The sequence below is a fragment of the Aquimarina algiphila genome, from assembly GCF_947494415.1.
Lineage (GTDB): Bacteria > Bacteroidota > Bacteroidia > Flavobacteriales > Flavobacteriaceae > Aquimarina > Aquimarina algiphila.
The window spans coordinates 294183-319387 of sequence record NZ_CANLVC010000010.1 but is presented as its reverse complement, the minus strand read 5'-3'; the positions used below and the strand labels follow the sequence as shown (position 1 = coordinate 319387).

Here is a 25205-nt window from a genome sequence, read left to right as displayed (position 1 = left end):
TGACTCAAATCCCCAATACCTTTTTAATTTTACTACCCAAAGAGCTTTTAACCTCACCTGGTTTTTCGTCTTCCTCAAAAAGAATTCCTTTTACATTAAGATGATGCCCCACTTGTTCTTTGCCATAATCTTGTTCGAACCCTACTACTTGTTTTCGATATTTGCAGAGTTGACAATTCATAAAGGCTGTTCCTGTTTTGGCTTCTTCCAACCGCTCATCAAAAGCCTTCATCAATAATTCATCAGTACCAAAAGGAGCAGTATACACATATTCTTGATCAGAGGTTTCATTCATATCGGTCACATGACCATAAATACGCTCTAACAAAACTCCGGTAAAAAAGAAAAAAGGAATGACAATCGTACGTTTAAAACCTAGCTTTTCAATCATTTGCAGAGATTCATCAACCTTTGGATATGCAGTACCACTATATGCTGTGGTAGCAAACCCAAATCCCATTCCTTCCCACAGCATACTGGTTAGTTTACATACATCGCTATTTGCATCTGGGTCAGTTGTACCTCTACCAACAACAACCAAACAGGTTTCTTTTCTATCCATTGGAATTAATGTGGCTTCAGTTTCCTGAATTCGCTTCACAGCAAGATCCAGTAAAAATGAATTCACACCTATGTGTTTCCCCATGGTAATGGTTAAATCTTCGTGATATCCTTGTATAGTATTGAGTTCATAAGGAATATCATTTTTTGCATGGGATCCTGCAAATAAAATAACCGGGAGCGCATATATTTTTCGAATTCCATTAAGATACATACGTTCTACGGCGGCTTCATAGGTAGGATGATTAAATTCTAAAAAACCATAATCAACTTCATAATCATTTTGATAACGATCTTTTAAAATAGTTACTAATTTTTTAAATGAAGTAATGGCAGCTTTTCTTCGGCTACCATGTCCGCAAAGTAATATACCCTCTTTCATACACTTGATTAAAATAAATATTCAACAACATCGAAAATGGATTCCAGCCTACCCTGGAATAACAAACTTACTTATAAAATTGGATTTGCTCCAATAATTAAAACAACAGGCATTTGCAATGCGCTATTTTTAATTTGTTCTTCTATACTGCCCAAAGTCCCTGTGATTATTTCCTGATGAACGCGGGATACATTAGATGCCGCATTTACAGGAATTGTATCATCTTTACATACCTCTAATAGTTTAGGGATAATTCTATGTAAGCTTTTTAGTCCCATATATATAGAAATTGTATTTCCAGCTTTAAGCATATGCGCTATTCCTGTGAGTTGCTCAAAAGAATAATCTGCGGTATGCGCTGTGCAAATAAGCATAGCATTAGACTTATTCCTTTCTGTAATTGGGATATTAAAAATATTAGCAGCTGCTAATGCTGCAGAAATACCAGGAATAACTTGAAAAGGAATTTTTTTTGATGTAAGATATCTTGCTTCTTCAGCTGCTCTGCCATAAACATAAGGATCTCCTGATTTAAGACGAACTACTTTTTTACCTAAAAGATAATTTGCTTCTAATAACTCATTTATTTTTTGTTGACGTTCTATTTGATCAGAAGTATCTCCAAATTTACGTCCTACATATATTTTTTCTCCATCTGTATTTATAGTCATGATTGTGTCAGAAACCAAATTATCATGAAGAATAACATTTGCTTCTTCTATAAGTCGATGTGCTTTTACAGTTAATAAATCCGGATCTCCAGGACCGGCGCCAACAATAGATACAGGGTACATTTCTAAATTAATTTTAATGGATCAGGATGTATATATGTATACTCCAGTAGTTTTTTACTCTTCGTATTAGAGATAATTTTATACGCGATGTTTTTTTGTTTGACAAAAGTTGGAGGGGTAAGTTTAATTTTGTTTGCCGCCAAAGTATAAAAATCTTTGCGCAATGGATGATGGTCTGCACAACCATTAATAATTTCTCCCCAAGCATCTTTTTCTATCACAGCATTAATAAGTCCGATACAATCATCTCTATGAATAACATTGATGGGAGCATCTCCATTTTGAACCTCCTTCTTATTCGCAAGGAATCGCCCAGGTAAACGATCATATCCAATAAGACCACATAATCGAATAATTGTTAATCTTTCTCTTAATTCTTTTTGTAATAGCTGTTCTACAATAGCAACCGCTCTTCCTGATTCTTTTTCAGGTTGAATTTCTATAGTCTCAGTAACCTCATCATTTGTATTCTGATATACAGAAGTAGAGCTAACAAAAATAACTTTCTGGGTTGATGAAATGTATGGAAGTATACTTTGTATCTGTTGTTGGTATATTTCTATGATATTGGGGATACGTTTAGGTGGGAAATTGATAATAACTACTTCACTATCTAAAAGAAAATCCTTATACATTTCTTCAGAGGCTTCACCTAACTTCAGTAAAAATGCTGTAATTCCTTGTGCTTGAAATTCTGAAATTTTACTTGCGGTTGTTGTAGAACCTTTTACAGTACTCCCTTTTGAAATTAAATCAAGAGCAAGTGGTAATCCTAACCATCCACAACCTAATATGCTTATATTTTTAGGAATCATCTTCTACTATTCTAATGTGATCTGGTGACATTGACAAATATATTTTCAGGATATGCTCCCAAGTTTTATTGTCTTCTTCTTTTATCCACATGGTCACCAAATGTTTTCCTTTTTTGTTTTTAAGACGTAATGCCTTGGTAAAGATAGCCTTTTTTTTCAGCCAGATCACTTCTGCAACGCTTACTTTGCGATCTGCTATCTCTTCAGGAATATCTTTAGGAATGCCGGCAATAGCTAATGTTAATTTTAATTGTTCTCCTGTTATTTTTACTTCGTATTTATCACTATAATCCACTTGATGAGGTTGATCAATATTCAACATAGAGTCTTCTCCAACTTGCACTGCTATTGGCCTGGGAGTTTGAAAGAAATATTGAAATAATGGATATAAATGTTGGTCTGAAGCAAATGCTCTTGCTATTAAGATCTCATCATGTATCTCTTCAGTTTTACATTTAAAAACGGGAGGGGATACTATTTTTTCATTTTCTGTTAATAATACAGACCATCCTTCCTGATACAATAGATATTCTTCAGTTGGTTGATTCTCCTGGGTATGAGATTTCATAATAGTTACTGCTTTCTCAGGAGTTAAGTTTTTATACCAAAAATTACCAGGTTGTACTATCCAGGTAGGTGCATCTTCACATCTACCGTTACACCTGGTTTTTATGGTGTGTGTATTATCCCACAACCCTTCATTACGAAGATATGCTCTTGCTTCTCGCACTGCTATTTCGCTCTTAGCTTTTTGACAAGAACCTCCATCACAAAATTGAAAGGTAGTTGTTACTTTTGGTATGTTTTTTCCCATAGTATTATTTGTAAATAAAAAACAGGAAAAGTTGTAGGAAGAAAAAAATAGTGAGAAGATATGCACATCATTTGATATGCGTATTTCAAGAAATACAAAGATTATCCAATCTATCTTTTTATATCCAACCCTTTACCCGAGAGTTTATATAATAATTATATGGCAGGTCTCCTGACTTACGCATTACTATCGCCTTCCCATATAATATACAGTGGCATTTTGATAGTAATTCTTAAAGCGCATTACAGTTGCGGGAACAGTTTTGGATTTTCACCAAATTCCTTTTTAATCTCATATCACTACAAGAACCATAAAATCAGTAGCGAAGATACTTTTTTTGTTTAAATAATTGATCTTATAAAATCAACACGTTGTGTTAAAGTTGTTTTTGGTAAGATTTCTATATTAAAGTGTAATTCTTCATAGATTTCTATAAGATGTTTATGGATTTGTATTGATTCTTCTCTAGATTGAGGACGTTGAGGATCATTAATATAAATTTCTCCCCAAGGTGGTGCCAGAAATACAGTACTAGCGTAATATGTTGTATAAGGAAAATCTAACAGATATTGTGGAGTGGAACAGAGTTTTGTTTTTAAATAAGCAATAGTATCAGGTAATCCCCGATCCACAAAAGTAGTTTGATTAACAGGGTTTTGTAACTCTTTTATTGTCTGTTGATATACTAAATCTACAAAACCAGAAAGATCTCCCCAAGGGGTTTTATTTTTTCCTATTTGTTGTTGTTCTTTGATTATTTTCCTTGATATTTCTTCATAACACAAATATCCATTTTTTTGTAGCTCATTAATTAAACTTGTCTTTCCTGTACCAGGAGCTCCAGTTATGATATATCTTCTGTTCATGGTAAGAAAAAATATATGCTACAAATTATTGCAACAAAAACAAAAGTTACTTTTTGGTTAATTTCTGCTACAGCTTTTATCTCACGATCTTCTATCATTCTATCATTTGTTCCTATATAAGGTTTATTTACCAGTTTTTTATGATAATAGTTTGGTCCTCCAAATTTACAATCCAGAATTGCTGCCAATGCGGCTTCTGGATATCCTGCATTTGGACTTGCATGTTGTTTCCCATATTTAAGCACAAAAGGAATCTTATGAAGTTTAGCAGTTACCACTAGCATTAAAATTGCAGTGATTCTAGCAGGTAGATAGTTAACAACATCATCCAACTTAGCCGCAAATTTTCCAAAATTGATATAGCGTTCACTTTTATATCCAATCATAGAATCTAATGTATTAATCATTTTATACCCCATAGCCCCAGAAATTCCAAACAACGCATAATAAAAAAGTGGTGCAATAACACCATCGCTAAGGTTTTCTGACATCGTTTCAAAAACGGCTGTTTTTATTTGTTGTTCATTTAACTGATCTGTCTCTCGTCCTACTATCCAGGATAATCGTTTTCGACCTTGATTTACCCCTTGTTTTAAGGCTTTAAAAACTGCTTTTCCTTCATCGATCAAACTCTTATTTGCCAGAGCAAAAAACACAAATACGGAGGTGAAAATATAATACCCTATCGGAAAAAGTTGCAACAATTTTTGAGCCGTATAAAAAAAAAGTAATACAATACTTACTAATAATAATGTAAGTAACATTCCTTTGACAAAAATAAAGGAGCCTGTATTCATTTTTTTTTCTCCGATCGCAATAGTGTTTCCAAATAACCGTATTGGATGCGGAAGCCATCTTGGATCTCCAAGTATTAAATCAAGCACGTATCCAATGATTAAAGGAACTATTATTAATGTATACTCCATTCTTTCAAAGCATTAATCAGTAGTTCATTCTTTTTAGAATCTTGACTTGCAATTCGAATATAATGCTTATCCAAACCTCTAAAATTTGAAGCATCTCTTATTAATAATTGATGAGTATATGCTAAATAATCTTTCAATTTTGCAGCATCTGGTGTTTTTAGTTGTACTAAAAAATAATTTGTTTCTGAAGGTATAACCGTAAAATGATTTAGGGAGTCAATTTGTTTTTGCAAGGTTTTACTATATGTTAGGAGTATCTCCATATTTGGGTATATTGTGTCGTAATTATCAAAGATATATTTACCAGCTTCTATCGCCATTGCATTAACACTCCATGGCATTTTAGAGTGTTGAAGTCTATTTTTTGTTTCTGGATTACATACGATATACCCTAATCTTAACCCCGGTATAGAGAACAATTTGGTCAACGATTTTACGATAATAAGATTATCAAATTCTTCTAATAAAGGAATGCAAGAAGTAATCTGAACAGTAAAATCTATATATGCTTCATCGATTACAAATATTGTATCAGGATATTTGATTAATAATGCTCGTATTTCTAAAATTGTAGTACTAAAACCATCTGGATTATTCGGATTACAAGCAAACACTAAATCGTCTTCAAAATTTGTGTACTGTAGATCTACTCGTTTATAATACCGAAGATGCATTTTGTTCCTTGCACAGGCATCTTCATATTCAGAGAATGTGGGAACGCCTATTGCTGCTTTCTTATCATAAAATAAAGTAGCAATTAAATAGAACGCTTCTGTTGCTCCATTCGTAATTAATATGTTATCCGGTTTCAACTGATGATGTGATGCTATTTTCTCTGCCAATTCATCTGCATTAGGAGTTGGATAATTTGCTATCGCGGGCAGATGTTCTCTAAGATGAGATAAGAGTTTCTCAGAAGTTCTTTCATACCAAACATTAGAACTAAAATTAGCTTTAAAATCTGTTGCATATCGATATCCATCATCGCCGTGTCCGTAGATCATGATGTTAACTGCATTTCTAAGATTATAGCTTCTATGTTTATGTGCTTTTCTAATAAATTAGCGAGCTTATCATAATTCTCTTCTTTATACGCTTTGTAATTAAAATTTGTTTCTGATTTTTCTGAAGAGAAATTTCTCAATATATCTTCTATCACAACAGCATTATCCAAAATACCATGAATATAAGTACCCCAACAATTTTTCTGTCGATATCCTTCAGTCTGTTCTCCTATTTGATTTAAAGGTGCTGTATGTTCAAAAGTAGTTTCTCCCATATGAATCTCATATCCTGTACATATTTCTGGATATTCTTTGAACTTGAAACTACATTGTGTAGTCGTTTTTTCTGCAGTCAATTTGGTTATAATGGGTATAATCCCAAGCCCTGGAAGCGTCTTTACATCACTTTCTACTCCTAAAGGATCATCTATACGATTTCCTAACATCTGATACCCTCCGCAAATACCGATAATTATTTTTTGGGATTCATGAGCTTTCAAAATCACTTCTGCAATTCCCTTTTCTCTAAGAAATAAAAGATCCTGAATAGTATTTTTACTTCCCGGAAGTATAATAACATCTGCTTCTGCAATACTTTTAGGATCATTAGAATAAAACAAATGCGTTCTTGGATCTTTTTCTAACACATTAAAATCAGTATAGTTAGAGATATAAGGAAGTAATACGATTGCTATATTAATACTTCCACTAGCAGCAGTGTTCTTCTTTTTTTGTAACCCCACAGAATCTTCTTCTTCAATATAAATATCTTGTGCGTAAGGCACGATTCCTAACACAGGAATTCCGGTAAGTTTTTCCAGCATATTTTTTCCTTCTTCAAATAAAGAAATATCACCTCTAAACTTATTAATGATAATTCCTTTTATCAATTTCTTTTCCCAAGGTTCTAGCAAAGCTATAGATCCATATACACTTGCAAAAACACCTCCTCTATCAATATCTGCTATCAAGTATACATCTGCATTTGCGGCTTGTGCCATCCTCATATTGACAATATCCCGATGTTTTAAATTGAGTTCACTAATACTTCCAGCCCCTTCTAAAACAATTGGGCTATATCTTTCTTGCAATCGAAAAAATGCAGTCTTAGCCTCTTCAAACAAATGTGTTTTATTATTTCCTAAAAAATAGTCCTTTATGGTTTGATCACCAATAGGTTTACCATGTAATACTACCTGAGATTTATTTGCGCCAGAAGGTTTTAACAGGATAGGGTTCATGTCTGTAGAACAATCAATATTACAAGCTTCGGCTTGCACTGCCTGCGCTCTTCCGATCTCCAGTCCATCTGGAGTTACAAAGCTATTAAGCGACATATTTTGTGCTTTGAAAGGAGCTGGAGTATAACCTCTTTGTTTTAAGAGTCTACAGATACCCGTAACCAACATACTTTTTCCAACATCAGAGCCCGTGCCTACGAACATAATAGGGCGTGATTTTTTCATGCTTATTTACTCGGTGAATTGATCCCAAAATTAGGTAAATAATTTGATTTTTGTGGTCTAAGCAGAATACCTTTATATTTAAATTAATTATATCTGGCATCTTTTCATAATCCATTTTATTTGCCCTAGATGACTAATTTCATCATCTACAAAATGTTTTATCATATAGTAATTATTTAGGATCGGTATATGTTGATTACGAGTAAAGACCCAATTGTCATCATAGTTTTTAAGGTTTTCCAAAGTATGTTGTCTCACTTCATATAACTCTGATAAATAATATTCTAAATCATTGCTATGAATTTTTCGTGTATTCATATATTCTGGGGCTGCATCTTTATGTCTTTCTTCTTCTTGAGCATTGATTAATCTATCATAAAAAAGAGGTCTTTGATAATAGAATTCTGAGCCAGCAATATGAAATAACAACATCCCAATGCTATTACTCTTATCATCTACATAAAAGTCTAATTCTTTGGGTGTTAAATTTTTCACTATTCGCAAAGTAACATCTCTGGTATGGTTCATCTGGGAAACTAGCATTCCAATATGAATGTCGTATTCTTTACTCGGTAAAAGTATCATGATACTATGTATTTTAAAACAAAATGACTACTGAAGGGCAAAATAAAAGAGATCGACTCAATGGCTATAAGACGATCTCTTTTGTTATCGATATTTATACCATATTCTACTTAACATGATCAGTACAACTCCTATAATCTGTTTGACAATCATCACAAGTACCATAATCATTTGTACAAAATAATGCTGCTCTACCACCATTAATAGTGCTACTTTCTAATTTTGAAATCTGAATTTTTTTAAGACTCAAACCGATCTTTTTTTTATTTTTCATCTTATTTCTAATTTAATTACCTCTTACTCTATTACACAGGATTTTCAGAAAACTCCTCATTATTAAACTTTAATATATACTCTTCTTTATTCTATGATTTTTTCAGATTCTACTTCTTATTTAACATAAATATATAGACAAAGAAAACAGGTATCATACAGAAATACTTATTCCATACTTCCTGATATTTATTTGTTTATGATGAGTCAATATTTGTTCTAGAGTTATCTTTTATTTTTAAAAATCTAGAAGTAAAAAGATCAAAAGCATTTATATTGAGCTCATTATCAAATCTAAAAAAGGTCAATCTCCTATTCTATATTTCTTACATTAGCTACTACAATCAATTTTCACATGATAAAATATATTCAAGAGCTATCTATAATTTCAATTCTAACTATTATTTTGTTAGCTCCTGCTTCTTCATGTAGTCAGGATAAAAACAGGATTGAAAAACCAAACATCGTTTGGATAACTTCTGAGGATAATTCAAAACATTATCTAAAGATGTTTGATGATAATGGAATTTCGACTCCTAATATTGAATCACTTGCAGAGCATGGTATAGTTTTTCATCGGGCATTTTCAAACGCCCCAGTTTGTAGCGTTGCTCGTTCTGCGATAATTTCGGGGATTTATGGCCCAAAAATAGCTGCTCAATATCATAGAAAAATAGCAACAGTTCCTATGCCTGATTCAATAATGATGTTTCCAGCTTATTTACGTGAAGCAGGTTATTATACTACCAATAATAGTAAAGAAGATTACAATATAATTAAAGGGGATAATGTCTGGGATGAGTCCTCTAGAAAAGCATCATGGAGAAATCGATCAGAAGGACAACCATTTTTTCATGTCTTTAATATTCATGATACTCATGAAGGAGAATTACATTTTACAAAGAAGGAAATGGAATCAAATCCGACTAAAACAGACGAGAATTCTTTCAAAGTACAACCCAATCATCCTGATACTAAAATTTTTAGATATTCAAATGCTCTTTATCGCGATAAGATTCAAGAGATGGATGCTAAAGTAGGTGAGGTAATTAACGAACTTAAAAAAGATGATTTACTTGAAAACACATTTATATTTTATTTTGGAGATCATGGAGGAATTTTACCCGGAAGTAAAGGGTATCTATATGAAACAGGACTACATGTACCTCTTGTAATTTATGTTCCTAAAAAATACGAACACTTAGGGAATGTTAAAAAAAGAAGTGTGATTAAAGGGATGGTAAGCTTTGTTGACTTAGCTCCAACTGTATTGAATTTAGCAGGAGCTCAGATTCCGGAGGGATTAGATGGAAAAGCATTTTTGGGAGAGAATATTGACCTTGAGGAAGTCGACACTAGAGATGAAACATTTAGTTATGCCGATCGATTTGATGAAAAATATGATCAGATACGTGCCATTCGTAAAGGAAAATTTAAATATATCAAAAACTATCAGCCTTTTAATTATGATGGTATTATGAATAATTATCGATACAAACAATTAGCTTATCAAGAATGGCAATCCTTATATGAAGAAGGCAAATTAAATGACATACAATCTGCTTTCTTCAAAGATCGTGAGCCAGAAATGCTTTTTGACGTAGAATCTGATCCATTCGAAACTAAAAATCTTATTGATGATCCAAAATATCATGATATTTCTAATGATATGCGTCAACGATTAAACAAATGGGTAAAACAAATGCCTGACTTGTCTTTTTTTCCAGAACATTTTTTAATCGAAAATGCTATTGATAACCCAGTCGAATATGGGAGATTACATATCGATCAAATCCATAAATATATAGATATTTCGAACTTATGCTTATCAAAATTTAAAAATGTAAAACAACAGGTCATTACCAGCTTAACTTCTGAGGACCCTTGGGAAAGATACTGGGGATTAATTACATGCAGCAACTTTAGAGAAGATGCTAAATCTTTGGAGTCTATAATACAAGCTATTGCTCATAATGATCCAGAAAATTTAAATCGTGTTCGGGCTGCCGAATATTTGGGTATAACAAAGCGTGAAGATCCTTCAGCTATTATGACTACTGCATTATACAATTCTAAAAAACCTGCAGAGGCACTATTAATATTGAATTCGATTGTATTGATGCAATCCAATAAGTACAACTATAAATTTGAATTACAACTTAACAATATTTCAGCAAATCTTATAAAGAACAGAGATATTAAAAGTAGACTAGAATTCTTAAATATTTTATAGTCTTAATTTTTATCTATCCAAAATCTGATGTTTGCGCTAAGGTATCTGTTGTATAGGACATAATTAATAATATTATGAGGGTTATTCTTTTCATTTTATATATGGCTTAAAAGAATTGTTCTACAGGACGATTTGGATCTAGTTTCCATATAGAGAACGACCCATCAAACAAACTGGATTGAATACCTAAACTAGCCAAAGCCAACATTGCAACAGTTCCAGAATAACCTGCTCCACAAGAAGATATGATTTTTTGAGTACGCCAGTTTGGTACAGTGTCATCAAATAATGTAATCATTGCCTCTTTTTCTAGAAAAAGTCCGGTTTTTTTATCTACAATTACATTGTAAGGAACACTGTTTGCACCAGGAATATGACCCGTTCTAGGGTCTTCTGGTTTGCCATTATACCCCACTATACCGCGACCATCTAAAACACAAGCATTGTGTTTTTTGATCAAAAAATCTTCCAGAGTTATTCTCAAATGCTCTTGACACATGGGTTCAAATGTACCTATTGAGATTTCAGGAATTTCTTGAGAGATTGGTAAATCTTGTGATTGCCAATATTTGAGTCCTCCATTAAGAACACGCACATTATCAAAGCCCCAATATTGCATAGCCCACCAAATTCTGCCGGCAAACATATGGTAATCATCATCATAAAGTATTACCGTATCTTCTTTATTAATCCCCAAATTCTTAAAGGATTGTTTCACTTCTTCGAATGATGCTACTTGTGCCAAATTTGGCACTATATCTTGCTCTATAAATTCTTTTCTCCAATCCAGAAAAGTTGAGGTAGGAATATGCCCTTCTTTATAGTCATTATATAGTGATCTGGGATTGTCTCCCCAAGTGCCTCTAACATCAAAGACTTTGACATTAGCTGTACCCAAGATATCATTGAGTTCTTTAGCAGATATAAGAGGGGATAAAAAATTACCTTCTTTAACTGTATTTGATTTTTTTTGTGTCATAATATTATACGTTTATCAATAGTCAAAACATTTACTATTGTGGTTTATATACCTCTACTTCAATTTCGATCATAAGTTCTGGCATTGCTAATTCTTTAACACCCAGCCAAGTTGATTTTGGGTAGCGATTTTCTTTATATAACGATTTTCGATACTCTAGATTTTCTAAAAATAGAGACATGTTTGTAGTGTAAATGTTTTCTACAATAACATCGTCAAAAGTACAACCATAGTGCGTTAGCATTTTCTCAATATCTGCATAACAATTTTTCATTTGTTGTGTATAATCCCCAACAGCAGTTGGTTTTCCTTCTTCATCCATACTTACTGCTCCCGAAGCTTTAATAAGGTTTCCTATTTTTACCGCGAATGAGTATCCAAAACCATTTTCGGTTTTTTGTGATCTGCGCTGATAATATTCTGGTTGATCTATTGTTACTATTTTCTGTGTCATTTTTTCTATTTTTTAAGGTTTTTAAAAATTAAATTGCAAAGATGAAGGTCATACAAAAATATATCGGTTGTACATTTTAAAGAATGGATAAAAGGATACTTATCTGGTACAATTAGGTTTTATTGATTCTTCTAATATCATTTACCTCCTGTGGTTATTACCTCAAATTCTGTTTCCCAAAAAACATAGATAACCCAATGAATGTCAAACTATTTTTGTTGGATCACATGCCATTTTTTTTGTATTGTCGTACTTCTTAATCTAATTAGCTATGCTCTATATACTTTTGTTACCTGAAGTATTTATTTCTCGAAATTCGGTTGGTGTCTTTCCTGTAAATTTTTTAAACAATCTGCTAAAATATGTAGGGTACTCAAACCCTAAACTATACCCTATCTCTGAAATAGGTTTATTTGTAGATTTTAAATCTTTTTTAGCAATTGATATTGTCTTTTCATGAATGATTTCAATGGTAGTTTTTCCGGTATGATATTTTATTAAATCACTAAAATAATTAGGTGACAAATTCAGGTTTTCGGCAAAATAATTTACTGAAGGAAGTTGATTTGGATTATCTAAGTAATAAGTATTCAACAGTTTTTTAAATTCTACCACTAATTTATTATGTAATGGTTGCCTGCTATTAAATTGTCTATGATAACATTTTTGTACATAGGTAAAAAACAGATTACAATAGGCCATTAATAAATCCATCGAATAATCATCTTTTAGATATTCATCGTTTATTTGCTCAAACAATGTTTCTACTCTCATTTGTTCCTCTTCTGTAAGGAAAAGTGCTTCTGAAATTTGATACTTAAAAAAGTTAAAATCAATATTAAATTCTTGAAGCAATATGGGAGAAATCATAATATGATAACCACTCCATTGATTTTTGGATTTCCATTCAATACGCTGGTTTGGACTTAAAAAATATAAGAAACCAGAATTCTCATCATATTCTGTATTTCCGTACCAACGCAAATCACTCATGTTACGTTTAAACGCAATCATATAATAGTCAAAAGTAATCCCAGCAGACTCTAATTTTAAATCATCATAGTCATCATATTTAACCACATCTATGAGGTCTTTTTTAGGACTCTTTAGATTAAGATACCGGTTAAAACCTTTTATACTATTAAAATGTGGGATCATAAAACGAAATAAAATGAACCATAAATCTAGTAAAATAAATGTTGCCAGATTTATGGTAAATTAACTATATGAAATTATTAAAAATCTTGCACTGTAGGACGAAGTACTATTTCATTAATATCAACATCGGCAGGTTGTTCTATTGCATATGCAATTGCTCTGGCTACTGATTCTGAAGGAATGGCTATATCATAAAATGCATTAAGGTTATCAACACTTTCTTTATGAGAGCTCCCATGTTTTAATTCAGAATCAACAGCTCCAGGCTCAATAGTAGTGGTCCTTATAGCTCCTCCTACCTCATGCCGTAACCCTTCGCTAATAGCTCTTACGGCAAATTTTGTTCCGCTATATACTGTTCCTCCTGGGCTAAATACTTTAATTCCTGCAACCGATGCAATGTTAATGAAATGCCCTGAGTTTTGCCTTTGAAATACAGGTAATGCAGCTGCAATTCCATAAAGTACTCCTTTAATATTAATATCAATCATTCTATCCCATTCTTCAACTTTTACCTCACTCATTGGAGCAATAGACATTAGACCTGCATTGTTCACTAAAACATCAATTTTACCAAAAGTATCCATGGCTTTATTAATTAAATTCTGTACTTCATCATTTTTGGTAACATCGGTTTTTAAATAAACAGCTTCACCTCTTTCTTCGGCATTTATTTCTTCTGAAATCGTTTTTAATGAAGCTTCTCTACGAGCTCCTAATACAACATTAGCACCTAAAGCAGCAAGGTGACGTGCTGTAGACTCTCCTAACCCACTACTAGCACCTGTTATGACAACAACTTTGTCTTTTATATTTTTAGATAATTCCATATTAATATCTTTTAAATTGATTACAAAAGTAGATTCAGAATCTAAAAAAAGACTAAAACATAAAAAGGAAGTACTGAAACAAATTACTCACTATAAATCTAGGATATAATTTAGTTCTAACGTTAGCTTGAGTAGCTAATGATCATGCTACGTCTTTTAATAATCAGATTATTTACTGTCAAATGAAGTTAAAGTCAAAATGTATGATCGAAATTATTACTGCCTCAATTTTGAATACATTGTTTTTTCGGACGCTCACTACCCTAAGGAAATGCGGTTATTTCTGCTAACAAAAAACCAACGTTAAGATATCTAACCTATACTTACTCACTAAACATTATTATGTTATCTCACAATGTCATTTTTGCACTCATATGTATGAAATAAGTTAATTACAATCCTATTCTCTCTTTTCATTTTTTTCTATGTAATTTTGGAAAGATTACACGAACACCATTGTAAACCTATTAATGTATAACACTTGTCACAAAAAAAATCTAGAATTCTCAAACTTGCTCTATTTGCTACAGGACTTTCTGGAATCGTAGCAGAGTACATTTTATCTACTCTAGCCACTTATTTTCTTGGGGATTCAGTTTTTCAATGGACGATGATACTCTCGATTATGTTGTTTTCTATGGGAGTAGGAAGTCGGTTAAGTACACTTTTTACAACAAAAATTTTAGAAAAATTTTTGATCGCTGAGTTTTTATTATCACTACTTACATCTACAGCTGCACTCACTACGTATTTCTTGATGGGAATTACAGAAAATATTGGAGTAGTCATCTATAGTTTTAGTATTGCTATTGGACTATTAATCGGTATGGAAATTCCGTTAGTAACTCGTATTAATGAGGACAATGAAGAGTTGAGAACTAATATTGCTGGTGTTATGGAAAATGATTACTATGGTAGTCTCATCGGTGGTTTATTTTTTGTTTTTGTTGGTTTACCTTTTTTGGGTTTAACCCATACGCCTTTTATTCTTGGTGGGATTAATTTTTTGGTAGCTATTGCTCTTTTTATACGACTCAAAAAATATATAGACATATCTTATCGCATACCTTTTACTATTACCATTCCTGTCATATTATGTACCATTCTATTTTTAAGTTATAATGCAGACGAGATTGTATTGTATGGAGAACAAAAAAGATACAATGACAAAGTAGTATTCTCTAAGCAAACACGTTATCAAAAAATCACCATTACACAATGGAAAGAACATTATTGGTTGTACCTAAACTCAAGTAAACAACTCTGTACTTTTGATGAGTTTCTATACCACGAACCACTAGTGCATCCTGTTATGAAACTAACCAAGGATCCCCGTAATGTACTGATTCTTGGAGCTGGTGATGGCTGCGCAATAAGAGAAGTATTAAAATATAAGGATGTAGAACAAATTACATTGGTAGATATTGATCCTGAAATGACAAAAATCGGAAAATCAAATGAAATCTTCACCACGATGAATGATAGTGCATACTATGATCCAAAAGTAAAAGTAGTGAATCAAGATGCGTTTCAATTTTTGGAAAATACTACTGCATTCTATGACGTGATGATTCTGGATTTTCCTGATCCTAAAAGTATTGATTTAAACAGAGTATATACTAAAGAGTTTTATCGACTTTGTCATCGCAGGCTTAGACCTTTTGGACATATAATTACACAGGCAGTTAGCCCTTATTATACTACAAAAGCTTTTCGATCGATCGAAAAAACAATAAGTGCTTCGGGTTTTACAGCATTTCCTATTCGCAATCATGTATATTCTTTTGGAGAATGGGGTTGGGTGATCGGATCTAAACAAGAAAGCAAAGGTGAACTCAAAGAACGTCTTTTGGATATGAATTTTGAGGATATAGAAGTAGAATGGATTACCAATGAATCTATGAATTTAATGACTTCCTTTGGTAGAGATTTAATCAAAATAGACAGTGTAGAGATAAATACAATACGTAATCCTGTGCTCTATAAATATTATTTAGATGGTACATGGGCCAAATTTTTATAACACACATCGATGGATAGACGTCAATTTTTATACCTTAGCGGAGGATTAATAACCATTACGGCTTGTAAAAAATGGAACAGAGAAGCTATATCTAAACCTAATTTCCCTATTCATATTGATTCTAATAGCGCTACAGGACATCTTGTTAAATCTGCAATTCAACTGCCTATAAATTCTACTTTGACCACAGAAACACTTATTGTAGGTGGAGGAATCTCTGGACTCGCTGCGGCCTGCTCGTTACCATCAAATGATTTCTTAGTTTGTGAGTTAAATTCGAATTTGGGAGGCACTTCTAGCGCTTTATCTATTAATAATGTATTGTATTCGCAAGGCGCACATTATGAACACACCTATTTACATAATTATGGACAGGAAGGATTAAAATTACTAGAGAAATTAAATATAATACGATTCAATTCACATACCAATTTGTGGGATTTTATCGACAGACAATACCTTATTGATTCTGATCAAGAAGAAGCTTGTTATATGCACGGGGAAATGAAAACTTCTGTATTACTAAACTCTGATTTACGTAAAAACTTCTTTTCTTTATTACAAGACTTAAAGGGAAAATTTCTCTTACCAAGTACTTCGATTTCTTCAGAATTTTATGACCTTGATCGTATTACATTCTACGATTATCTAAATAAATACTTACCTATTGACAGTTCGTTTATTAATGCTATAGATTATCAGATGCTGGATGATTATGGAGGTACTTCTAAACAAGTTTCGGCTTTAGCTGGGATTCATTATTATACATGTAGACCATATTACACCAATAAGAATATCAAGGTATTCTCACCAACACAAGGAAACTACTATTTTATAGAAAAAATGGCGAATCAACTTCCTTCTGATAATATACAATGTGATCATTTAGTTTTTGGAATGAAAAAAGAAATCAATAAATGGCATGTTGACATATTAGACACCAAGAATATGATTAGAAAAAGGGTAGTTGCTAATACTGTGATTTATGGAGGGCAAAAACATGCCCTAAAATACATTCATCCCAAATCTCATCTTCAATTTAAGGATATTTCTTATACACCTTGGGTAATTATTAATGTGGTGCTTAATGAGACAATTACACTACCTAATAGTAAATGGCAAAATGATTTTATCTCTACAGACACTACCTTTTTAGGTTTTACTGATTCCAAAATTCAGAATCAAAAACAGGAGCGTGTACTTACGGCATATTACTGTTTTCCTGACATGCATCATTATAGTGTCCAAAATATCGAAACTTCTTATGATACTATAGTATATGAAACAATACAAAAGATGTCTACCTATTACAAAAAAGACATCATCATTGCTGTAAAAGAAGTATACGTCAAGCTGTTAGGACATGCTATGCCACTTCCTAAACCTGGATATTTAACTAAATCCAGAACTCTATTAACAGATGGTCTTGCCTTTGCAGGATCAGATACTGGACGTTTGCCTCTTTTATTTGATGCTATGGATTCTGGGATACAGGCTGCAAAAATGGTTAATACTGCTTTTATCTAATACATATCCCAATTACCATCTAAATAATATTTATAAAGCATTGGTGAATTAATTGTATTAATTTCGATCTTGGTTGTATCTATGAGGGGTTTACCAAAAGAAGTGATTAAATCTATCGATTCTTTATTTAGCCATTTATTATTAAGTCTTTCATAAGAGGTTTGTTTTAATCTCTTTATCATTTGTTCTTTGGTATATTTTTTACTCCCTAAGATCCAACCCCACTCTCCCAAAGTCAATACCTGATTATGCATTTGCAAGTTTGTAAATCCTGCAGCTTTCATAGTTTTATCAATGCAGTAAAATGCTTTTGTTGCATAATATGGACTACCTGCCTGCGTAATTATATGACCATTTTGTCGTAGTGCATGATGTATCAGATGATAAAACTCTAAGGAATAAAGCTTATTAATTTCAATGGTTTTTGCATCTGGTAAATCAACCAGAATAATGTCGTAAAAAGCTTCGTTTTTTTCTAAAAAAGTAAACCCATCCCCATTAACAATGGTTACTTTAGGATCACTTAATGCTGATTCATTATATTTCACAATCCCTTCAAATTCTTTACCCAAGCGTGTCATGGCTGGATCTAAATCCACTAATGTGATGGTTTGGACATCTTCATATTTTAATAGTTCTTTTACATTAAAACCATCTCCTCCTCCTATTATCAAGATATTTTTATGCTCTGGAGTAAGCGCCATAATAGGGTGTACCATCGGTTCATGGTATAGAAACTCATCAAAAGTGCTTAATTGTTGATTCCCATTAATGTACAACCAATAATGTTCTTTCCATTGTGTAACAGTAATGTGTTGATATTTAGACTGTTCCTGATAGACTATCTTATCTTTATATCTAGATTGCTCACTATATAAAACTATGTCTTCTGACTTTATAAACCCTATACTTAGTAAAGAAACCAATGCTAGTATACTGGTAATTATCCATTTTTTTTCTTTGAATAATGTGTTTCGATAGTTAAGAAATAAGAGTATGGCTACTACAAAATTAAGAGCTCCAAAAACAAATGCGGTGTTCGTAATTCCCAATTCTGGCAAACCCCAAAATGCAAATAACAAGCCTCCAATAAGGCTTCCAATATAATCCCAGGACATAATATTGGAAATATTTTTATTTAAAGGTTCATAAGTTTCATTTAATCGCGTTGCTAAAGGAATTTCGAACCCTATACAAAAACCTACTAACAATGCTAGCCCATAGATAATAATATGTATAAACTCTGTTTTGGAAGCTATTGCATATACTAATAGTGGTGAAAAACTAATTAAAATTGATAATAAAAATTCTATACCAAGAAACGTGAGCAATATCTTTTTGGTTATCAGCCGACTCATTCGACTACCGATTCCCATGGCAAATAGCATTATGGATAATACAACAGTCCATTGCACTATTACATTTCCTATAAAATAAGAAGCTAATGTGGACAATATAAATTCTGAAGTCAATCCAGAAATTCCAGTCGCAAAAATGGCAATCTTAAGCCAAAAACCCTTATTTATTTTAACCATCGGAATATTAAAAAGTGAAGCTTTTATGAAAAGCTTAAACAGATAAGTATCGATCCACCGATATATGAAAAGGCTTCGATAACGGCAGCTCCATTATTAGGTTTTTTTTGATTTATAATCTCATCAGTAAGCCTTCTTTTGGGTAATAATATTTTATCGGTTAAAAATCTTGCCAGAGGCAGTAATAACAGACCTATACCGGTTTCAAGTAAGAAATTTTCACCAACTATAATCCAACTATCTGCTTCCATCTGCGCTCCAAAACGTATGAGATTAGCAACAGCTATTATGGCTCCAGAAAACCCTATCCCCACAGCTACATTGTCATTTTTGATATGTTCATGAATATCATATGGTGTTATCTTATTATATACCAGACTTACTAGTGCTAACACAAATTGTGAAATACCCCACATTATTAAAATTTCGATAAAACTATCTTGATTTTCGGTAATAACCCCATAAATCACTAAGCTATTAGCAATGCATATAGCAGCTTCTAAGACACCTACTCCTATATTCTGATCTTCTATAATTTCTTTCTTAATTGAAAACTTTCTTAATATCAGTTTATCAGAAATCAAAATAGATATATTGAGTAAAACAATAGATAATAAGCCATAGATTCCAACTTCAATAAGATCATCTATGATATGGCCAATCCCATCACCAGAATAAACTGCAGATATTACAATAACCAGCCCTATATAATAGCCAACATTAGCGAATGAAAATGCCAGATTATCTTTTTCTACTAATTCTTGATCAATATTAACACTCTTATGTAAGAGTTGATATACTTTTTTACCAACTAAAAACAAGGCAAAACTTACAAATAAATAGATTAATGCCGTAACCAAATTATCTATAGTTTCTAAAAAATTAAACTGCATATCTTCTTGAATTAATAACTTGTTATAAAAAGATTATTTACCAAAACCTGTACTTCTAGATCTACTCCCTGATCTATTCCTTGAGGAGGACCAACCTGATTTGGAAGCTCTGCGCCTGAAAAAATTAGGTTTTTCTTTTCTAGTTTGTTGAGAATTTGTCCCATAGAGTTGGCCATTCCCTTTTTTAGGGCCATAATAATTTCTTTTTCCATAATACCCTCCACCACGATACGTATCATAGTCTTGTCGATATACAGGTCTATTAATCATGCCGAACATTTGATTCATAAACATGTATCGCCCATAGAATCCCCAAAAAGTAATACCATTATGTGTTCTCCATTCACCATATCTATCATCACCTACATATCGATATCCGGGAGGAGACGCGGCTTTAGAAATCTTCCCCTGACCTTGTTTTTCTAAAATAACCATTCCTAAATTATCTTCATGTTTGGTAAAGAATTTTTCGTCTACTTCAACCCAATCAGAAACCTCTTCAAACGGCATATCATCTTCTTTATGCTTAATTACTCTATATTTATGCATATACGTATTAAAAAAAGTACCTTCAACATCCATATCCTCTAAAATTACAGAGAACTCTTCTTCACTACTATTTTCTACGATATAATTATCTAATGGTGTTTTTTTAAAATTCTTTGTGCTACAACCTGCTATAAAATTCAATATAAAGAATCCTAATACTGTTACTTTTACAAAATTTGATGTGCTCATTCTTTTAATTTTATCTTGGTAGAATATTGGAAAACTCATATTCTTTTACATAACTCCCGTGAGAAGCTTCGAATTCTTCTTCTCCAACTCTACTTATCGAGATCAACTCTTTAGTATCTCTATTCTGATATGTCCAATTGATTAGTTCGTCATATTCTTCTTCCTCTCCTTCTTCTATACAATGCCCCATACTAGAATCTATTTTTGTAAAAATACTATTATTATAGTTTATGGTACCAGGGGCATCATCATTAGCAATAATACTTTCCATTATATTAGATTGAATGTCTAATAGATCCATTTTTTTCCAAACAGAACAGATTAATTCATCATCTTCTTCAATATAAAGATACAAGGATTCATCCCCAGAATCTAAAAAACATTCTCTTGCATAAGAATTATTTCCCCAATCATATAAATACACAGATTTAACTTCCCATGTTTTTATGAAGTAATCAACCATAAATCCTTTTTTGAGATCATTCACTGTGAAATCTACAATGCTTTCGCTTTTATCCTTCTTAAAAAAATCAAATATTCCCATATAAATTAATTTACATTCTTACCACAATGTTTGCAGGTTTTATTTTTATTTTCCAAAGTATCGCCAAATCCATTTGCTAAAATTCCTGCAGGCAACGCAAATAGTCCAACCCCCAAAATGGCCATTATCCCTGCCATAAATTTACCTAATGACGTAATTGGATATACATCTCCATAACCAACCGTTGTAAGTGTAGCAACTCCCCACCACATTGTTGCTGGGATACTTGAAAAAGCTTCAGGCTGTGCCTTATTTTCTACAAAATACATTAGACTTGAGGATACTACCAATAATGTTAATACCGCAAAAAGCGAAATTATTAACTCTTCTTTTTTAGATCGAATTACAGTACGAATGTGACTAAAAGCCCTGTTATATCTTGATAGTTTCAATATTCTAAATAAGCGAACTAATCTTACCCCTCTGATAACTCTAGAATCGACAGTAATTAACAAAGGAATGTAAGCAGGTACCACAGCAATTAAATCGATTATACTATAAAAAGAAAATAAATATTTTAATCGTCCCATTACTGGTTTCGAATGCTCTTTTTTTTCTGTAATAGACCATATTCTAAAAACATACTCGACCGTAAAAACACAAATAGAAAAAATCTCAATAGTGTCAAAGACAGATTGGTAATCTTTTTTTAATGAATTAACAGATTCGAGAACGACGGCTACTACATTCAAAAAAATTAATGAAATAATAAATAGGTCAACTCTTCTACTCCATTTATCATCAGGCGCTCCTTTTTCTAAAATCTCATACGAACGCTTTTTAAATCTTTTATAGTTCATCTAGTTGCTTTATGTTACTATTTATCAAACCACGTTCTACACTTTTATAATTATGAACTTTAGAATTTAATGCTTTGGCTAATAATTGATACGATGTAAGATAATCCATATCAGTATTACAAGTAAAGAAATCTACCGCAGCATACCCGTGTTCTGGCCAAGTATGTATTGCCAAATGACTTTCGGCTACAACAACTACTCCTGTTACTCCTTGTGGTGCAAATTGGTGAAATACTGATTTTATTATGGTTGCGCCAGCAACATTTGCTGCCTCATTCATAGATTCTTCTAATACATCTAATTTATTAAGAATAGTATCAGAACATTCATAAAACTCCATAAGTATGTGTAATCCTAGTCCATTCATTTTTGTAAGTAAAGTAGTTTAAAGGTTAGCTTACTAGCAACAATTAATTACGAAGTGGTTTATTTTTTTATTCTAGCGAAAAATAATGATTTTTTAACCAAATCTAAACCGCTTCATATGTAACACCTGTAAATAAAAACCAACAGGTCTTTGGCTTCATTATTTTTTAGTTATCCTTATTTTTTGAAGCTATTTTTGCTTTTAATTCAGCCAAATTATCCGACACCTTATCATTAGTACTATCCTGTAGTACGCTATTTATTTCATCATCTATTGATTTTCCCTTATTAGCAATACTTCCATAAGCGTCAGATAAGGCTTCTTCTTGTTCTACCTTTTCTTTCATTTTTTCTAATAAAGAAATCGTATTGGAAGAATCAATCTCAGAGATTTGTTTATTTAGATTTTTGGTAGCAGACGCTACTTTCACCCTTGCCTTTAAAGTTTTCAATTCGTTTTCCCAAGAATTAATATTGGATCTTAATTCTTTTACATTACCTTCTAACTTACTAACATTTTGGCTCAATAATAACTGTTCTTTTGAAGTTCTTTCTACATGCTCTTCACATGCTGCTTTTTTTTGTAATGCTTCACTAGCCAAACGATCAGCTTCATCCGATGCTAATTGACCGTCTGCCGCCTTTTTAAGTAACAAAATTGCCTTTTTTTCATAATCTTCAGCCCTTTGAGCATCTTTTCTAATTTCATTTTTAGATCTAATTTCTAGTGCTTTAACTTCTGCTAAAGCTTTTAGACTATTTTCTAGATCTTTTTTCATATCTCGAATCCCTTGCTCTGTCATTTTTATAGGATCTTCCAATTTATCGACTATTGCATTTGTTTCTGCTTTTCCTATAGTAAATAATCTCTTAAACAAACTCATATAACATCTATTTTATTGGTATGCAATGAACACATTACATATTTTCATTCTATTTAAAAAACAAATATAATACATTTTTTTACGTTTGCTAAAAAAATTAGCAATAAAAATATTATTATTTGAAGCTAGCGCCTTCAACAATATCTACACAAACAAAAAAACACTATAAGCTACACGAACAATAAGATAGTACTACATTTATTTTACTCACAAATAGCTAATTTTTTTAGCACATCTTTCTTGTTTTAAAGGATTCAGGCTTTAAAACCTAGTCAATTATGATTTAAAGTTAGACTTAGAGTTAGCTTTTCATCCTGTCAAGGCTAATAAAATTTTGGCAACAAAAAAGCTTCAGAGATATTCTAAAGCTTTTTATTTCGTATTAGAAACAGGCTCATTAGCCTCGAATCTTGCCGTTTGGTTTATAAATTACACAACCTGCAAACAATATTATATTATATCGATTCTAATGCATACAATAATAAAGACGTTTTGAGTAATTGACATTTTGCATTTGCCCTATGCGGACATTTTTCTTAGTTCTTGCCATTGTTTTAGGTTTTGTTCCATCTCCTCTATAATTTCTTTGGGTACCTCTGAAAATAAGGCAATTTGCTCAGCTGTTTGGCCATTATCCAGCTTTCGTAACACTTCGATATTTTTAATGGTCTTTAAATCAAGACTAGAATATAAACTTAACTCATAACTGGTTATCTTATTTTCCATTCCATAAGCAACTTGTATTATATATCTAATTTTTTCTTTTTCTTTTACAGCTTTATCTGTATCATTTAAAACAGTATCTGTAATCCTTTTTAAATCACGGATATTACCTTTTTTCATTCTTTCTGCTAAATCATCATAGATCATATTTAAATTTCTGATTTCGACAGTTTTTTCCTTGACCGCCTTCACTATGAGATCTGGATATTTTGCACTTTTTTTATCAATTAAGCCTTTTGCTAATAATGATTTGCCAAGATCTTTAAAAAATTTGTCCATATTCTCTTTTGCTTTTTGAAGTGGGATAAATATACTTTCATTCATAGATTTATGAGCAGTACGAGCATCTCTTCTAAATTTTTCAAATTTTTCCTTTCTTCGTTCACCAGAAAGAATTCCAGATACAATAATCAACAACAATCCAATTGCCATTTCTGCCGTTGCCTTCTTAAAACCCATTGTTTTTAATGAGTTAAATGTTTTCAATACAAGTGCTTCTCCTATAGCTAATATTAATTCTACTTCCCAATCTTTTTTGAACTTTGGCACTACAGGTATTTGAGCTTTTATAATTGGAAAAAAATCTAAAATCATTTTTCTCCATTCCTTCATATACTGTCCAATAGCTAGCAACTCATCTTCATACTTAACCAAATAAGTAATTAAACGCTCTGTATTAAAAGAGATATCCCTTAAGCTCAATATCTCATTTAAAGCCTCATGTTTTCTACGCCTGTTATCAGGTCTAAAAATATTATCTCCTAAAAAACTGGCTACATTTATCCTTTCATTTCTAATTCTATTATATAGTAAATTTGAATCTTGGGTAGTTTTATTAATTTTACTCCGTAATTCAAGAAGCATCTCTTTTTGGACACCTAATTCTTTCAAAAAATCTTCTAATGGCATATCCATTACCTTTCTAATTGATGAAAACTCTTGTATTTGCAAATGATTTGTCATGATCTTGGTTTTAAAAATGTTTAGTGATAAAGTTCATTATCTGTATTAATGATAAAGAGTAAAACTCAA

General features: G+C 32.0%; 25 protein-coding genes and 1 riboswitch. Of the genes, 3 read left to right on the top strand and 22 right to left on the bottom strand.

Translation table 11 applies throughout. The annotated features are described in order from the left end of the window. Positions 1-4: 4 nt before the first annotated feature. From PQF96_RS24970 to PQF96_RS24925, 10 genes are all read right to left on the bottom strand, one after another. Positions 5-943 carry a sirohydrochlorin chelatase gene (locus tag PQF96_RS24970; RefSeq protein WP_271769422.1) on the bottom strand — a complete coding sequence of 313 codons (939 nt, stop codon included), beginning with the start codon at positions 941-943 and terminating at the stop codon, positions 5-7. Positions 944-1014: 71 nt separating this feature from the next. Continuing rightward, positions 1015-1737: a uroporphyrinogen-III C-methyltransferase gene (cobA, locus tag PQF96_RS24965; RefSeq protein WP_143915735.1), complete on the bottom strand. Its 723-nt coding sequence runs from the start codon at positions 1735-1737 to the stop codon at positions 1015-1017. 2 nt (positions 1738-1739) lie between these two features. Continuing rightward, positions 1740-2552 (bottom strand): NAD(P)-binding domain-containing protein, encoded by an 813-nt coding sequence (locus PQF96_RS24960; protein WP_271769418.1) that lies wholly within the window; start codon positions 2550-2552, stop codon positions 1740-1742. Next, positions 2542-3366 carry a (2Fe-2S) ferredoxin domain-containing protein gene (locus tag PQF96_RS24955; protein WP_271769415.1) on the bottom strand — a complete coding sequence of 275 codons (825 nt, stop codon included), beginning with the start codon at positions 3364-3366 and terminating at the stop codon, positions 2542-2544. The genes PQF96_RS24960 and PQF96_RS24955 overlap by 11 nt, the downstream gene beginning before the upstream one ends. A 144-nt stretch (positions 3367-3510) precedes the next feature. Next, a riboswitch (cobalamin riboswitch) is annotated at positions 3511-3694 on the bottom strand. A 13-nt stretch (positions 3695-3707) separates the two neighbouring features. After that, a complete protein-coding gene (locus tag PQF96_RS24950) occupies positions 3708-4232 on the bottom strand; it encodes an AAA family ATPase (protein ID WP_271769412.1) in 525 nt (174 codons plus the stop codon). Next, positions 4229-5158, bottom strand: a complete 930-nt coding sequence (cbiB, locus tag PQF96_RS24945) for an adenosylcobinamide-phosphate synthase CbiB (protein ID WP_271769409.1) — start codon at positions 5156-5158, stop codon at positions 4229-4231. The genes PQF96_RS24950 and cbiB overlap by 4 nt, the downstream gene beginning before the upstream one ends. Then, on the bottom strand, positions 5143-6162 hold the full coding sequence (locus tag PQF96_RS24940) for a pyridoxal phosphate-dependent aminotransferase (protein ID WP_271769406.1): 1020 nt from the start codon (positions 6160-6162) through the stop codon (positions 5143-5145). The genes cbiB and PQF96_RS24940 overlap by 16 nt, the downstream gene beginning before the upstream one ends. Further along, positions 6159-7628, bottom strand: a complete 1470-nt coding sequence (locus PQF96_RS24935) for a cobyric acid synthase (protein WP_271769403.1) — start codon at positions 7626-7628, stop codon at positions 6159-6161. The genes PQF96_RS24940 and PQF96_RS24935 overlap by 4 nt, the downstream gene beginning before the upstream one ends. 87 nt (positions 7629-7715) lie before the next feature. Continuing rightward, positions 7716-8213, bottom strand: coding sequence for a DinB family protein (locus PQF96_RS24930; RefSeq protein WP_271769400.1), 498 nt, complete (start codon positions 8211-8213; stop codon positions 7716-7718). Positions 8214-8319: 106 nt separating this feature from the next. After that, entirely contained in the window at positions 8320-8487 is a 168-nt protein-coding gene (locus PQF96_RS24925) for a hypothetical protein (protein WP_160114007.1), read from the bottom strand. A 354-nt stretch (positions 8488-8841) separates the two neighbouring features. On the opposite strand from PQF96_RS24925, the gene PQF96_RS24920 reads away from it, so the two are divergent. Next, positions 8842-10719 carry a sulfatase family protein gene (locus tag PQF96_RS24920; protein ID WP_271769397.1) on the top strand — a complete coding sequence of 626 codons (1878 nt, stop codon included), beginning with the start codon at positions 8842-8844 and terminating at the stop codon, positions 10717-10719. Positions 10720-10825: 106 nt separating this feature from the next. Here the strand turns inward: PQF96_RS24920 and PQF96_RS24915 are convergent, their stop codons facing one another. From PQF96_RS24915 to PQF96_RS24900, 4 genes are all read right to left on the bottom strand, one after another. Beyond that, positions 10826-11698 (bottom strand): sulfurtransferase, encoded by an 873-nt coding sequence (locus PQF96_RS24915; RefSeq protein WP_271769394.1) that lies wholly within the window; start codon positions 11696-11698, stop codon positions 10826-10828. Between the two features lie 34 nt (positions 11699-11732). Next, complete coding sequence (locus PQF96_RS24910; protein ID WP_271769391.1) at positions 11733-12152, bottom strand: RidA family protein; 420 nt, start codon at positions 12150-12152, stop codon at positions 11733-11735. A gap of 276 nt (positions 12153-12428) precedes the next feature. Further along, a complete protein-coding gene (locus tag PQF96_RS24905) occupies positions 12429-13310 on the bottom strand; it encodes a helix-turn-helix domain-containing protein (RefSeq protein WP_271769389.1) in 882 nt (293 codons plus the stop codon). A gap of 77 nt (positions 13311-13387) precedes the next feature. Then, positions 13388-14140: an SDR family oxidoreductase gene (locus PQF96_RS24900; protein WP_271769387.1), complete on the bottom strand. Its 753-nt coding sequence runs from the start codon at positions 14138-14140 to the stop codon at positions 13388-13390. A 481-nt stretch (positions 14141-14621) separates the two neighbouring features. Between PQF96_RS24900 and PQF96_RS24895 the strand changes: the two genes are divergently transcribed. Then, positions 14622-16163 (top strand): polyamine aminopropyltransferase, encoded by a 1542-nt coding sequence (locus PQF96_RS24895; RefSeq protein WP_271769384.1) that lies wholly within the window; start codon positions 14622-14624, stop codon positions 16161-16163. Between the two features lie 9 nt (positions 16164-16172). Then, positions 16173-17690: a flavin monoamine oxidase family protein gene (locus PQF96_RS24890; protein ID WP_271769381.1), complete on the top strand. Its 1518-nt coding sequence runs from the start codon at positions 16173-16175 to the stop codon at positions 17688-17690. Here PQF96_RS24890 and PQF96_RS24885 read toward each other — a convergent pair. The 8 genes from PQF96_RS24885 to PQF96_RS24850 all read right to left on the bottom strand — a co-directional run bounded on the left by PQF96_RS24885 (position 17687) and on the right by PQF96_RS24850 (position 25082). Further along, positions 17687-19225 (bottom strand): polyamine aminopropyltransferase, encoded by a 1539-nt coding sequence (locus tag PQF96_RS24885; RefSeq protein WP_271769378.1) that lies wholly within the window; start codon positions 19223-19225, stop codon positions 17687-17689. The genes PQF96_RS24890 and PQF96_RS24885 overlap by 4 nt on opposite strands. 23 nt (positions 19226-19248) lie before the next feature. After that, positions 19249-20118 (bottom strand): DUF350 domain-containing protein, encoded by an 870-nt coding sequence (locus tag PQF96_RS24880; protein WP_109434066.1) that lies wholly within the window; start codon positions 20116-20118, stop codon positions 19249-19251. 33 nt (positions 20119-20151) lie between these two features. Then, positions 20152-20856, bottom strand: coding sequence for a hypothetical protein (locus tag PQF96_RS24875; RefSeq protein WP_160114008.1), 705 nt, complete (start codon positions 20854-20856; stop codon positions 20152-20154). Positions 20857-20866: 10 nt separating this feature from the next. Next, positions 20867-21400, bottom strand: coding sequence for a DUF4178 domain-containing protein (locus PQF96_RS24870; RefSeq protein WP_271769373.1), 534 nt, complete (start codon positions 21398-21400; stop codon positions 20867-20869). 5 nt (positions 21401-21405) lie between these two features. Beyond that, positions 21406-22200, bottom strand: coding sequence for an ion transporter (locus PQF96_RS24865; RefSeq protein ID WP_109434069.1), 795 nt, complete (start codon positions 22198-22200; stop codon positions 21406-21408). Further along, the gene (gene speD / locus PQF96_RS24860; protein WP_271769371.1) at positions 22190-22567 is read right to left on the bottom strand and encodes an adenosylmethionine decarboxylase; all 378 of its coding nucleotides are present in this window, start codon (positions 22565-22567) and stop codon (positions 22190-22192) included. The genes PQF96_RS24865 and speD overlap by 11 nt, the downstream gene beginning before the upstream one ends. 166 nt (positions 22568-22733) lie before the next feature. After that, a complete protein-coding gene (locus PQF96_RS24855) occupies positions 22734-23450 on the bottom strand; it encodes a PspA/IM30 family protein (RefSeq protein WP_109434071.1) in 717 nt (238 codons plus the stop codon). A gap of 519 nt (positions 23451-23969) precedes the next feature. Next, complete coding sequence (locus PQF96_RS24850) at positions 23970-25082, bottom strand: hypothetical protein (protein WP_271769368.1); 1113 nt, start codon at positions 25080-25082, stop codon at positions 23970-23972. Between the last annotated feature and the right edge of the window lie 123 nt (positions 25083-25205).